The organism is Allocoleopsis sp. (genome assembly GCF_036703385.1).
Lineage (GTDB): Bacteria > Cyanobacteriota > Cyanobacteriia > Cyanobacteriales > Coleofasciculaceae > Allocoleopsis.
Window position 1 is genome coordinate 1 of record NZ_DATNPA010000046.1, and the last position, 13,704, is coordinate 13,704.

9 protein-coding genes are annotated in these 13,704 nt (G+C 43.3%); 4 read left to right on the forward strand and 5 right to left on the reverse strand.

The window, feature by feature from the left end; genetic code table 11:
- The coding region (locus tag V6C93_RS02455) for a hypothetical protein (protein WP_333475056.1) at nt 1–442 on the reverse strand (442 nt) is incomplete at its 3' end.
- Nucleotides 443–873: 431 nt separating this feature from the next.
- On the opposite strand from V6C93_RS02455, the gene rpiA reads away from it, so the two are divergent.
- The 3 genes from rpiA (at nt 874) to V6C93_RS02470 (ending at nt 4,268) form a co-directional block, all read left to right on the forward strand.
- Nucleotides 874–1,584 (forward strand): ribose-5-phosphate isomerase RpiA, encoded by a 711-nt coding sequence (gene rpiA, locus V6C93_RS02460; RefSeq protein WP_333475057.1) that lies wholly within the window; start codon nt 874–876, stop codon nt 1,582–1,584.
- 173 nt (nt 1,585–1,757) lie between these two features.
- A complete protein-coding gene (locus V6C93_RS02465) occupies nt 1,758–2,939 on the forward strand; it encodes an aldo/keto reductase (RefSeq protein WP_349262600.1) in 1,182 nt (393 codons plus the stop codon).
- A 225-nt stretch (nt 2,940–3,164) separates the two neighbouring features.
- Nucleotides 3,165–4,268, forward strand: coding sequence for a transposase (locus V6C93_RS02470; RefSeq protein ID WP_333475059.1), 1,104 nt, complete (start codon nt 3,165–3,167; stop codon nt 4,266–4,268).
- Between the two features lie 254 nt (nt 4,269–4,522).
- Here V6C93_RS02470 and V6C93_RS02475 read toward each other — a convergent pair whose 3' ends face one another.
- The 4 genes from V6C93_RS02475 to V6C93_RS02490 all read right to left on the reverse strand — a co-directional run bounded on the left by V6C93_RS02475 (nt 4,523) and on the right by V6C93_RS02490 (nt 11,936).
- Complete coding sequence (locus tag V6C93_RS02475) at nt 4,523–5,635, reverse strand: protein-glutamate O-methyltransferase CheR (protein ID WP_333475060.1); 1,113 nt, start codon at nt 5,633–5,635, stop codon at nt 4,523–4,525.
- 102 nt (nt 5,636–5,737) lie between these two features.
- The gene (gene cheB, locus V6C93_RS02480) at nt 5,738–6,826 is read right to left on the reverse strand and encodes a chemotaxis-specific protein-glutamate methyltransferase CheB (RefSeq protein WP_333475061.1); all 1,089 of its coding nucleotides are present in this window, start codon (nt 6,824–6,826) and stop codon (nt 5,738–5,740) included.
- 69 nt (nt 6,827–6,895) lie between these two features.
- Nucleotides 6,896–10,456: an Hpt domain-containing protein gene (locus tag V6C93_RS02485; RefSeq protein WP_333475062.1), complete on the reverse strand. Its 3,561-nt coding sequence runs from the start codon at nt 10,454–10,456 to the stop codon at nt 6,896–6,898.
- A 106-nt stretch (nt 10,457–10,562) separates the two neighbouring features.
- Nucleotides 10,563–11,936, reverse strand: a complete 1,374-nt coding sequence (locus V6C93_RS02490; protein ID WP_333475063.1) for a methyl-accepting chemotaxis protein — start codon at nt 11,934–11,936, stop codon at nt 10,563–10,565.
- Nucleotides 11,937–12,534: 598 nt separating this feature from the next.
- Here V6C93_RS02490 and V6C93_RS02495 point away from each other — a divergent pair.
- Nucleotides 12,535–13,701, forward strand: coding sequence for a response regulator (locus V6C93_RS02495; protein WP_333475064.1), 1,167 nt, complete (start codon nt 12,535–12,537; stop codon nt 13,699–13,701).
- Nucleotides 13,702–13,704: the final 3 nt, after the last annotated feature.

Below are 13,704 nucleotides of genomic sequence, written 5' to 3' on the forward strand. Positions count from 1 at the left end.
TAGGAATTCCCATAATTAGATGAATTAAGCCGAACTTAATCGAATTAATCGTTATTCCTTTCCAGGTGTGGACACCCTTACGGAAAAATTTTTCTTCAACTTCCGCCCAGAAGGGGAAAGCCAAAATGAATATCATCCACATCGGAATCAGGAAAATCCATCGATAGTCAAAAGCACTTCCCTGAATTTCGCTAACTGTTTGACCGACTTGAGACGCTGTTGCCAGAGGTTGTAAGGCCAAATTGCCGGAATTGCCAAAAATTAAATTGCCCCACCCCCATCTTAGAAATTCAGGAACATGAAGGTAAACGAATATACCTAAAGTAGTTGTGATAACGACAATGCTCAATGCACGCAAATAACTGAGAAAGCCACTTTTCAAGTAAATCTTCCCGACAAAGCTTAGTTTCGAGCGATTACTCCATAATTCACAAGCAATCATGATAAAGATAGCTAGAGAAAATATTAGATGTAATCCTTTGCTGAGTAGCTCACTCCACCAGGTACTGTTGCCATAGATTGATACTAAAATCGTAGTAAGAGCAAATAGTAAAACGTATTTTAAAGGAGTATAGAAAATAATTCTAAATGATAAAAATGTGATCTTTCGTATTTTCTCCACGACTAACTTTCTTCCAAGCCTTTACTCTTTTTGCCTTAAATAGTCAATAAATGACCAACAGTCATTGTCCTAGTTGAGTGGGATTTTTAGAACTTTATCCTAACTAGCAACAGCCTTTTCAGGGTCTCGTTCCCGGCTCATGAGAGAATAACCCTCAGATAGTAGATTCACTCATGCGGTGTTGGGGCATCCTCAGCCTCACGCCATCCTAACCCATAAATCTTGGGCGTGACCTCAAAGGAGTTTTTGTAATGACCGGAGAAATTGACCCTGTTAAAGTGATGAAGCAGGAAGTTGGCAAAGCCGCTGCCGCTCTTGTACAATCAGGTACGATTGTCGGGCTAGGTACGGGTTCAACCACTGCATATGCTATAGAGTATTTGGGAAGTCGCCTCAAGTCGGGTGAACTCACAGATATCCAAGGCATCCCTACATCCTTTCAAGCAGAAGTCTTGGCGAAAAAGTACGGGATTCCTTTAACCACTCTGGATGCCGTTGATCACATTGATATTGCTATTGATGGTGCGGATGAAGTCGATCCGCAGAAGAATTTGATCAAAGGCGGCGGTGCGGCTCATACTCGTGAGAAAGTTGTTGATGCTTTGGCTGACCAATTTATCGTTGTCGTGGATGCGAATAAATTAGTTGACCGCTTGGGTTCGACTTTCCTATTGCCTGTGGAAGTCATCCCAATGGCACTTACACCTGTAATGCGTGCCATTGAAAAGCTAGGGGGAAAGCCAGAATTACGCATGGGTGTTAAAAAAGCAGGGCCCGTGATTACCGACCAAGGCAACATGGTTATTGATGTGAAATTTGACTTGATCGATAATCCGGCTGAACTAGAAAAGACCTTGAATAATATTCCAGGCGTCTTGGAAAATGGCTTATTCGTCGGCGTTGCCGATAAGGTTCTTATTGGTGAAGTCAAAGACGGTCAGCCCATTGTCCGGGAAATGTGAAATCGCTAATTGTCAGTCGATTTATTGCCATTAGCGACTAAGCGATCGCCTATTATAACTCGCAAATTTTTGTGAGGGAGTCATCTGTCATCAGTCGTTAGTCATTAGCCATACTAGTAGTGACTGATGACTAGTGACTGAAGATTAATTGATTCACAGCGAATTTTATGGCGATGCAATATCGAAGATTTGGACGTACCCAATTGCAAATGCCGATCTTCTCGTGCGGTGGCATGAGATACCAATATAGTTGGCAAGATAGGCCAATGTGGCGAATTCGTCGGTATAGTCAGCGGAATTTGGAGGCGATAGTTCGTCGGTCTCTAGAAGTCGGCATTAATCACTTTGAAACGGCTCGTGCCTATGGTACGTCTGAGTTACAGCTAGGACGAATTCTGCCGAAGTTACCCCGTGAGCAACTCATTGTCCAGACTAAAATGATGGCGGAATCCAGTCCGCAAGAATTTCGGCGTAACTTTGAGAAGTCTCTGGCTAATCTCAAGCTAGACTACGTTGACCTGCTGGGGCTGCACGGTATTAATACGCACGGCATACTTCATGATAGCGTCCGCCCTGGTGGTCATCTGGATGTGGTAAGAAAGCTACAAGAGCAAGGTAAGGTCAGATTCGTTGGCTTTTCTACTCACGGCTCAACAGATGTGATTGTTAAGGCCATTGAAACTAACCAATTTGATTACGTTAACTTGCACTGGTACTATATCAATCAAGTTAACTGGCCTGCTATAGAAGCTGCAAACCGCCACGATATGGGCGTGTTTATTATCAGTCCTTCGGATAAAGGAGGAATGCTGTACAAGCCATCTGAAAAGTTGGTGGAACTGTGTGCGCCTCTCAGTCCGATGGTGTTTAATGACTTATTTTGTCTGTCACATCCTCAAGTGCATACCTTGAGTTTAGGGGCAGACAAGCCAACGGATTTTGATGAACATCTCAATGTGTTGGAGTTGCTCGATCGCGCAGAAGAAATTTTACCATCGATTCTCGTGCGTCTGGAGCAAGAAGCGATCGCAACTCTCGGAGAAGACTGGGTCAAAACCTGGCAGATTGGCTTACCAAGCTATACAGAAACGCCAGGATTGGTGAATATTCCTGTTGTCCTGTGGCTAAGGAATCTTACTCTTGCCTACGATATGGCTGAATACGCTAAAATGCGATATAACATGCTGGATGGTGCTAGTCACTGGTTCCCTGGTAGCAGAGCAGACCGAGTCAGAGAATTAGACTTGCGATACTGTTTGCGTCATAGCCCTAACGCTGACAAAATCCCCGCCTTGCTGGAAGACGCCCATCGCATTTTAGCGGGTGAGAGAGTTAAGCGCTTATCCCAGCAATAATTTTATTAAACCCGCCAAGAAGACGGCGGTGGCTCGTCCCCGCAGATGAAAGGCGGGGCAATCGGAGGTACGAGATTGCCAAATCAACCCCCTTGCTTCTGAGTTTCAATGTAGCGCTTAACCGCTATAGCCTGGAGGTTGCACAAAGCAGACCCCACAGACTGTAGATACCAAGACTACGACCAGTACAACGATGAAGATGTTGATTGGGAGTAAGATTAAAATATGAAACGCACTGTTAGCATCCCAGTCAATCTCCCAAGTGAGCGTTTTTTACCGCTTATGAGTGAGTGTGCAAAGATATTCAATGCACACGTTGACTGGGCATTAGATAACAGAACGTACAACAAGAACAAGGCACACAAGGAACTGTATCACCTACTAAGGTTTCAGTATCCGAGTGTGCCTTCTGCTTTGGTGCAAACTATCAGGGACAACGCGCTAGAAGCTATTAAAGCGACTTCGTTTAAGCGTACTCCAAGAAAGAAGCCAACATCGGCTTTACGATACGATAAGCGAACAATGACCTTAAGAGGTCAGCAACTAACGCTTAGTTGTATTGGTAAGCGAGTCAGTTTAATCTTGGACGTTCCTGATTACTTCAAGGAAATATTTGAAACTTGGGATTTCTGTGCAGCAACGCTCACTTATTCCAAGCATTCAAAGCAATTTTGGGTCAGGCTAGTATTTGAGACGGATGACCCTCTTCAACAAGAAGAGGGTAAAGTTTTAGGAATTGACAGAGGGCTATACCACATTACCTCAACCTCTGATGGTCAATTTTTCTCTGGCTCAAATGTAAGAGCCAATCAACGACGATACTTATACAATCGCAAGAAACTCCAACAAAAAGGCACTCGAAGCGCTAAACGTCGCCTTAAAGCGATGTCGGGTAGAGAGAAGCGGTTCATGCGGGATTGCAACCACTGTATAAGTAAGAAACTGGCTGCACTTAACGGCGTGAAAACTTTCGCCTTAGAAGATTTGTCAGGCATTCGCAACCAACGTAGGAACAAGAAAGTCAACAAATGGATATCCTCTTGGAGCTTCTATCAGCTTGAGCAGTTTTTGACTTATAAAGCTGAAGCCAAGAGCAAACAGGTCGGCTACGTGGATGCCAGATATACATCTCAGAAGTGTAGCCGTTGCAAACAGCGTCACAGCACAAATCGGAGCAAGTCTAGATTTCACTGTAAAACCTGTGGATTCAAGGCTCACGCCGACATAAATGCCGCGACCAATATCAAGGATGATTATATTCTCTCTGCTACTCTAGGTGGGTCGGCAGAGCAGGGTTCAGTCAATAACCCGTATGTTTCAACCAGTTAACGCTGGTTAGTTACAAGCTGCGTGGGAAGAGTCCCCGCAGCTGTTGACTACTTGCATAGGACTTACGCAAAGCCTTTATGGGTAGTAGCGTGGCAAGGCTAAAATAGTACAATACAAATGGCTCATAAACCGCCATTTACCTGATTTGCTGCTTATATCCTAATGCAACATTTAAGGCTTGCCACGCTACTACACAAACCCTATTGCAACTACTGCAAGATAGTCAGTTGAGGAACTTGCACTCAACATTTCGATCATGTGGATTCCCGATTAATGGCTTGTAAAGCGGTTTCAAGTTGTGCAATCAGTTCAGCAGCCGTGAGATTACCCAATTTAGGTATTTGAGTTCCAGGAGGTAATTGTTTGAGTAGATTAAGAGCCGCTTGCTGCATTTTCACATTGCTTTTTTCCAGAGCGCTGACGAGGTCGCCTTGATTCAATTCCCATAAGGAATTTTTTGTAGGGAGATAATTTGCCTCACTGTGTAGAGGCCGCCTAGCGGTATCAATCCCATCCCCATCTATACGTTGATAGACTACTGATTCTGGAAAAACGTTGGCTTGAAACTGGTTTAAATTTTGACCGTATAGTTCAGCATGGCCTGTAATGAGATATCCTAAGGGCTGAAGAGCCTTATAGAATTGATTTAAAACTTTTTCTATAGCTGATGATTCAAAATAAATGAAAACGTTTCGACAAAGAATTAAATCAAATTCCCTTAGCTCAAGATTTGATTGATTAGATAAGTTTTCCAGTAAATTTAAGTTTTGAAATTTCACCATCTGCATAATGGAGGGATTGAGGTGATAGTGATTGTTCGTCACTCGAAAATATCTCTTGATTATGTCTACATCAACTCGTCTGAATGACCAAGGTCTGTAAATCCCTGTTTGCGCTTTTTGCAGCGCTTCTTGATTAATGTCTATTCCCAAAATCGTTAAATTCCATTGCTCTAGTTCTGGCAGGAGTTCCTTGAGGAGGATGGCTAGAGAGTAGGGTTCTTCTCCAGAGGAGCATCCCGCGCTGCAAATTCGGAGTGTTTTGTTATTTTGTTTGCGTTGAATTAGTTCTGGCAGAATGCGATCGCGCAGGAGGGCAAACTGGTCTGTGTCTCGAAAGAAGAAGCTTTCAACATTGGTAATTAGAATCATTAAGCTCTTCCACTCTTTATAACTATTAGGAGTAGAAGAATTTAATAATTGATAGTAATTTGCTGGGCTATCTAATTTAACAGCTTTCATTCTGAGGAGAATTTTTTCACTTAAAGCTGTTTGTTCTCGCTCTCTTATCTCTATTCCACTATGTTTGGCAATTAACCGAACAAAAGCTGATAGTAATTCTTCATTTAAAGATAGTGAATTTAGCACATCAATCTCCTGTTAATCCTCTAATTCAGAGGAGGTTGCTGAATATAAATTATTCTTTATAGAGGTAATTGCTGATAATGCTTTCTAAATGGGTTTAGCAATTTAACTAATGTTAGAACTCCCATAATGCTTCCCAGATAAAGGAGGCTGTCTTTGCAACACTTCCAACAGCTTCGGTGCGATCGCATGAATTGGTAAAACTAATTTAGCGGCTCCCAGATCAATCGCTTGCTTAGGCATTCCGAAGATGGCGGAAGTCGTTTCATCTTGGGCGATCGTTAAACCGCCAGCTTGAGCAATGCACTGCATTCCTTCTGCCCCATCCTTACCCATACCTGTCAATAATATTCCCACTGCGGCCTTACCATAGAACTTGGCTACAGACTTAAACGTGACAGTTACAGAAGGGCGATGTCCATCGAATGGCGGCGAATGAGAACAAATAAATTGACCTCGCTGATTTAATTCTAAATGATGCTGTTCTGGAGGAAAATAAATGATTCCTGATTTTGGTATATCTCCAGGTTTAGCAATTTGAATCGGTAATTGACAACGGCTTGCTAACCAGTCAATAAATCCCTGCAAGAAACCAAAACAAATATGTTGCACACAAATCACAGGTACAGGAAAATTTGATGGAAGTTGAGCGAATAGTTCGTTTATAGCTTGGGGGCCACCCGTAGAAGCACCAATAGCTATAATTTCTGGTTTCAAGTAGGATGTAGAAGAGAAAGTCTCTAAGCTTTTTACTTGGGAATTAAACTTCCGCTTCTTCTTAAATACTTTGACTCCAGATAGGATTTGAATTTTATTAATTAACTCTTGATTAAGTAACTTATCTTCCATCGTTAGCCCTACAGAAGGCTTGGGAAAAATATCCAATGCTCCTGCTTCTAGCAGCTGAAACACATGAGAACTATCCTCTTCATGTACCCAAGAACTAATCACCAAAATTGGTCGAGGATAGAGTGTCATCACTTCAGAGGTAAACTCTAATCCATCCATCTGGGGCATATGAAGGTCTGTGCAAATAACATCTGGCTGAACATGGGGAATCACTTCTAAAGCTTCTAAACCAGTACGAGCTTCTCCTACCACTTCAATCTGTGGTGATGAATTAAGGATTTTTCTTAGAATTAATAGAGTAATTTTTGAATCTTCAACTAATAAAACTCGGATTTTTTTAGTCATTATTGATTATTATTTTCTTATTAAGTATTGGATTCAATTTTAAGATAATTTAAAATTCATCAGTAAAAATCAAAGCAGCCTGCCTAAGGTTTCTAGGAGTACCCCCTGATTAAATTTACCCTTTATAACATAAGCACTTGCCCCTGCATCAGTTCCCCTCTTTCGATCTTCATCTGAATCAAGGGTGGTTACCAAAATAATCGGTAAATTCTTATATTCTTGATGTTGCCGAATTTTTGCGGTGAGCGAAAGTCCATCTAAATTCGGCATCTCTACGTCAGATATCACTGCATCGAAATCATGCTCTTTGAGTTGGTGGTAACCATCTAATCCATCAACAGCTGTTACAACTTCATAACCTGCTTTTTCTAAGAGTCTTTGTTCTTGAGTGCGAACGTAGATGGAGTCTTCAACCAAGAGAATGATAGGTTTTGTTTTAAGAGTTTTTCTCGGTTGGATGAAGACAAGCGATGCAGTTTGCATTTGCAATGATTTGAGTAAATCCGGAGGATTAAGAATCATGCAAACTTCCCCTGAAGGGAGAATAGTTGCGCCACTGACGTTACGCACCCGCTTCAATAACTGACTCTGAGGTTTGAGTACTACCTCTTGAGTATCCAAAAGGCGATCGCAAAAAAATCCGGCCTGTTCTTCTCCGACTTTGACTAGGATACAAGTACGCAGATCGCTCGTTTGTTGTTCAACCTTGGCAATGGACGCGTAAGCTGGTGAATTGGAAAGTTGTAGCACATCTGCTAAATCTGCTACTGGAATAGTTTGGTTCTCCCAAGTAATGCTAGCTCGACCTTCAAAAGTAGAAATCTCGTCTTGAGAAACCAATAAACTTGCTGGTACATACTCCATCGGTAGAGCATGGATAATACCTTGTACTTGTACCAGTAATGCATCGATAGTTGCTAGAGATGTGCCTAGCTGTAGGCGAAAGGTGCATCCTTGACCGAGGGTTGATTCGATTTGTATAGTCCCTTTCAACCGTTCGACATGGGTGCGTACTACATCCAAACCAATCCCTCTACCCGAAATTTCTGTAATAAATGTCCGGGTTGAGAAACCAGGCGAAAAAATGAGGGAGTAGATTTGATTGGGGGTCATAGTTTCTAGATCTTCTTGTTGGTAGAGCTTGCGCTTGATGGCGGTTTTTTGAATTCTTTCGATGTCTAATCCTCGTCCATCATCGGCTATTTCAATAACAATATTGTTAGCTTTTCGGTAACCCCTTAACCAAATCGTTGCAACGGGAGGTTTGCCGAGTTTTTCTCGTTCGGCGGGAGTCTCGATACCGTGATCGATCGCATTGCGTATTATGTGCATCAAAGAGTCTTTAATTTCTTCGAGAATACGTTTGTCGGCAGTGGTTTCTCCTGCTTCAATAATTAATTCCACTTCTTTCCCTTGCTGTCTGGCTAAATCCCGCACGACACGAGGAAATAACTGAAACAGTGTGGATAGCGGCAGAAGTCGTAAAGTGCGAATTTTTTCTCTTAATTCCCCAGCAATGAGGTCTAGTTTGGTGGTATTTTCTTGAGTTAACAGGGTCAGGGCATCGATCGCTTTTTCTATACTCTCTTGGTAGGGATTCGTCGCCACGGATGGGGAGCTACGACGTTGCTTTTTAGCAAACGCTTTCCATTTGTCCCATAGGCTTGCTAATTCCTCAATTTCAGCCGTAGCATGAGCGATATGGATTTTGGTAACCGTGAGTTCTTCCGCTTGTGTCATTAATGCATCGAGTTCACGAGTTGGAACGCGAATGGTGTCGATGCGGTAGGGTTCGATCGCTCCCGGAGCAGGGGTGGGTATGTCTTGAGGTGCGATCGCCTCTGGCGCTGCGCTGTGCGCGATCGCTTTGCGCTGTCCCTTCGAGGCAATCGCTTCGATTTTGGTAGAAGGAGTTTCAGGAGAGATGGGTAGAGATTCTGGAAGAGTGGGTGCAGCAACGACTTCCATCAACTGTTGGAGTACCCTAGCGGTATCAACCTCAATGCGTTGACCCGTCACAGCTTCGTGTATCAAAAGAGCGATCGCATCCAATCCTTGATACAAGCGATCGCTGACTTCAGGGGTGAAAATGATCTGTTGACGTTTGATGCCTAACAGAATTTCTTCAACCTCATGAGTCAAGCTTTCCACCGATTCAAGGTCTGCACTTCTAGAGTCACCTTTGAGACTGTGAGCCTCCCGCAGCAATTCTTCTAAAATCGTTTCGTTATTCGGGTGCTTTTCTAAATGCAGCAACCCAGCTTCTAGTTTCTGTAAACGTTCTTCACTGGTAACCTTATAAAGGTCTCGAAGTTGTTCGTCTTCGATAAAGGCGGGTGGAATTTGAGGAGAATTACCCTTTAGTTCTACTCTTGAGGTAGGTGTAATGAATGGATGGGTGTGGTCAATAGATTTTGGATTTTGGATTTTGGATTTTGGATTGCCTCCGCTTTCCGAGGATGGAGCTTGACATTCGGTAAAATCCTTTGATGATTTCCCTTGAAAGAAGGGGATTGAAACCCTCTCTTTTCGGTTCTCAATTGTTGGTTGGGAGGGAAAATTTTTTGTTTCCTGTTTGTCTGCTTCAGCGTCTGGAGTCGTGTTCTGTCGGGGCTGTTGTGACTCCAGAACCACTTCCATCCAGAGCTCAAACACCTCAGCTACATCGACCCCACTGGGTTGACCGGTAACCGCTTCCTGGACTAAATGATTAATCGCGGCTAATCCTTGGTTAAGGCGAGTACTCACCTGTTGGGTTAAAACGATCTGTTGCTGTTTGATGCTTAAGAGAATGTCTTCGAGAGAACGGGCAAGGATTTCCACCGTTTCTACCCCAGCGCTTTTGGAATCTCCTGTAAGGCTGTGAGCTTCCCGTTGCAATTCTTCTAAGGTCGTTTCATCATCCGGGTACGATACTAAGTGCCGCAACCCAGTTTCCAGTTTCTGCAAACGTTCTAGGCTGGTACTGTGATACAGAGTCCGAAGTGTTTCGTCCTCTGTCAGGGTTGGTGCAGATTGCAGACCATGTTTATTGATCTCTGCGGTCTGCGCTGACGCTCGTTCGCGTTGCGTCCCGGAGGGAAGCGTCCCGAAGGGAAGACTCGCTACCATTTCGCTATCGCAGCCGCGCTTCGCTATCGCACTGGATACAGCTAGTTGTTCGCCGTTGTCAACCAATGCTGGAAGGGCAAGCTCTACCGTTTGCTCTGTTTGGCTGTCTTTAGAGACTTCTGGCTGTAGCTGTTGCGACTCCGAAATATCTACCGTCAACAGTTCCATCACTTCAGTTATGTTAACCCCACTCGTTTGAGCGGTTACGGCTTCTTGTACGAGAAGACTCATGACCGCTAATCCTTGGTAAAGGCGATCGCATAAGAGTGGAGTTAAAATGACCTGTTGGCGTATCATTTTCCCCAAAATCTTTTCAACCCAATGGGCCAGGGTTTCCACAGCTTCTGCCCCGACACCTCTAGAGTCTCCTCGGAGGCCGTGGGCTTCTCGCCGCAATTCTTTTAAGGTTGCTTCATCATCCGGGTGCGATGTTAAGTACCGCAACCCAGCTTCCAATTGCTGCAAATGTTCTTCACTGGAAATTTGATACAGATTCCGGAGTTCTTCGTCTTCTATCATCACGCTTAGTCCTGGCTCAGACTCCTGTGTAATTCCCCGGCATGACTCTCCCTGCTTCCCTTAGTTCACTCTTGTGTAAAGACGTTCCCTGACACGTCTCTACTTTTCAAACTATCCGTTTGAGCACTAAAGCTGCTTCGTTCAGTTGGTCGGTACCTGACTTGGTTTGACTGATGCCACTGGCGGTTTCTTTGGCTCCCCGGTTAATTGTCTCCATCGCTTCGATAATCTGTTGCATAGCATCGACTTGCTGCTTGAGATTGAGCGAAATTTGCTGATTGTTCAAAACGACTTTATTAACAGCATCCGCCACCCCAGTAAAGGCGTGATTGGTTTTTTGAGCCGTTTGCACGCCTGCTGCCACTGTCTTCGTTCCTTCATCAGTTACCATCACTGTGGAATTAATCGCGCTCTGAATTTCCGAAACCAGAACGCCAATCTTTTCAGCTGATTTTTCACTTTGGTCGGCTAATTTGCGAATCTCATTGGCAACCACAGCAAAGCCTTTACCATGCTCTCCAGCGCGAACCGCTTCAACCGATGAATTGAAGGCCAACATATTCGTTTTGTTAGCTAAGTCAGAAACGAGTTGGGAAATACTGCCAATTTGCTCAGCTTGCTCGCTCAGATATACAATTTGTTCTGCGATCGCTCCTACTTTCTTTTCTAAGGTAAACATGCCTTCCAGCGTTGCCTCAACTGCTTGAGTTCCTCCCTGCGCCAGTCCCAGCGCCTGTTGTGCAGCAGTAACAGCCGCTTTGGCTTGCTCTGCCGCCTGTCGGCAAGAGGCTTCTAGCTCATCCATCGTCGTAGTAGTTTCATTAACCGACGCCGCCTGCTGACTAGCGATGCGTTCCTGCTGATCGATGGTTGCTGAAATCTGGCTTGAAGAACTAGCAAGAGTATTGATCGTTCTCGTCAGTCTCGATTTAATATATTGAGAAATATTCCAAATAATGACTAGAATAACGAGGTTTGCAACGAAAAGAATAATTGCTAGATTTTTGGACGCTTGTACATTACGCTTAGCGAATGCTTCTGCTGAGGATACGGCGGCATTGGTTAAAGTCCAATAATCTTCACTTGCTTTTAAAAGACGATCTTTTCCTGGGGAGGTAGGGTTGGCTCTATAGTCTTTTACAGTAGTTTTGAGTTCAGCCCAAGATTGTTCGATTTGCGCCATTTTTGACTGAAAATCTGCGTCTTCTATCCTGACCAAGTTTAAACTGCTGTCTCCCTTCCTCAAGCCTTGAATTACTTTGTCAAGTAAAGAAACGATGTTATCTGTATTTTGCTCTAAAAGTTCTAGTTTAATTAATCGTTGAGTATTTCCTCTAATAATCCCAGCATAATTAACAATTCTCCCGTCACTCGTCATACCATCAATTTGATGGTAGATAGTCACGAGATTAAAAATTGCGAATCCAAGTAGTACAAATACTGTTATCCGTAATTGATTAATGATACGAAATTGATTCATGAGTTTATCCATTCCCAATCTATCTCCTCATTACGTGCAAAATATAGACAGCTCATTTCAGAGTGAATTCTTGACTAATTCTTCAGTAGACGCAATCTTGTAGGGACGAACGACCATTCGTCCCTAGGCCAAAATATTTACCAAAACAAGATACACCCTAGAGTTTTTCTCATCTTTTAGGAAGACAGAGAAAAGCAATCGGGACTTCTGAAAATTGATGAATTTAAATTAGAAAAAATAGAAAACCCTGGTTTATCTAACTCGTAGGACAGCTGAATCAAGCGAATCACAGTTATCAGCTTATGGCTTGCATCCTGCTAGATTTTTTAGTATGCCATACTGGTGTATGACACCCGTCATACATAAATGTTATTTCAAGCGGCTGATATCAGCAACAAATTCAAAGAACTTTCATCGACAAGGTAGATTTTGTAACAAACGATACTAAAAAAATAGTTTCGCCAATGTTCAGTCATGATTAGGCGTCAATTAAACAGGGAGCAACTCCATAGGAATAATAGGCATCACTTTTAAGATTTCAGGGGCTGCATCAGTGTAATTTCCTATCTCTAGAAAATACTCCTGGAATTGGTAACAAATGATACTAACAAGGCTGACTCAAGAATTAGACAACCTAAGTCAATCCAATGACGGAGAGCTAGTCCTCAGCAATGCTCCAATTGTTTGGAATCTCCACCTTGTCCGAGGTAAATTACTCTACGCCCTAGATGAGTTTCATCCCGTAAGACGCTGGAGCAGAGCTTTAAAACAACATTGCCCCAACTGGAATTGGACTGTTGAGTCTTCTCAGTTGACGGACAATCAGTCTTGGCAATGTCAGCTCCTCACGCAAGGATTTGTCCAAAAGCAACTGAGCTTAATCCAAGCCAAGTTAGTGATTCGCACTCTTGTCCAAGAATGTTTGTTTGAACTCGGTAGCTACACAGAATTGAATAGTGATTGGAAACCCAACCCAAAAACTATATCGGTTTTTTACCAGACTGTAGCCTTATCCAATAAAGAAATCCAGAGTGTTCTCAATAACGCAGTACAGATGCAGCAAAAATGGCAGGCTGCTGGTTTAGCTCCCTTTAGACCAACCCTCGCACCAACCTTACGGCAGGAGGCAAATTCTCTAACGCTCCCAATTTCAGAGCAGTATCTCAACGGTCAATTCACCTTATGGGATATTGCCTTGCAGTTACAACAATCGGTGACGGAGGTAACGTGTTCCTTGATTCCTCTCCTTGAGAAGGGCATACTGCAATTCCAAGAGATTCCAGATTTACCCGTACCAACTATCAAACAGCCCGTTGCAGAAATACCTCCTCCAGTAGCAACCAAACGGATCGAATTAACGCAAAAAGAGTCTTTAATTGCTTGTATTGAAGATAGTCCAGTGCTGGCTTATACCTTAAAGAAAATCTTGACTCCAGCTGGATATCAAGTGTTGACGATTCTAGAGCCAATGCGAGGATTTTCCCAACTCATAGAACACAAACCCGATCTCATCTTGTTAGACCTACATTTGCCAAATGCTGATGGCTATAGCATCTGTAAATTTTTGCGAGAAACTCCGGTGTTTAAGAACACACCCATTATTATCTTGACCGCCAAAAATACCCAAATTGACCGATTTCGAGCCAAGCAAGTGGGTGCAACTGAGTTTTTAGGCAAGCCTCCACAGCCTAAAGAGTTGCTGCAAATGGTTGAGAAATATCTTGTGCAGTCCAGTCACCTAGTATCAGTGAACAGTGAGCAGTGAGCA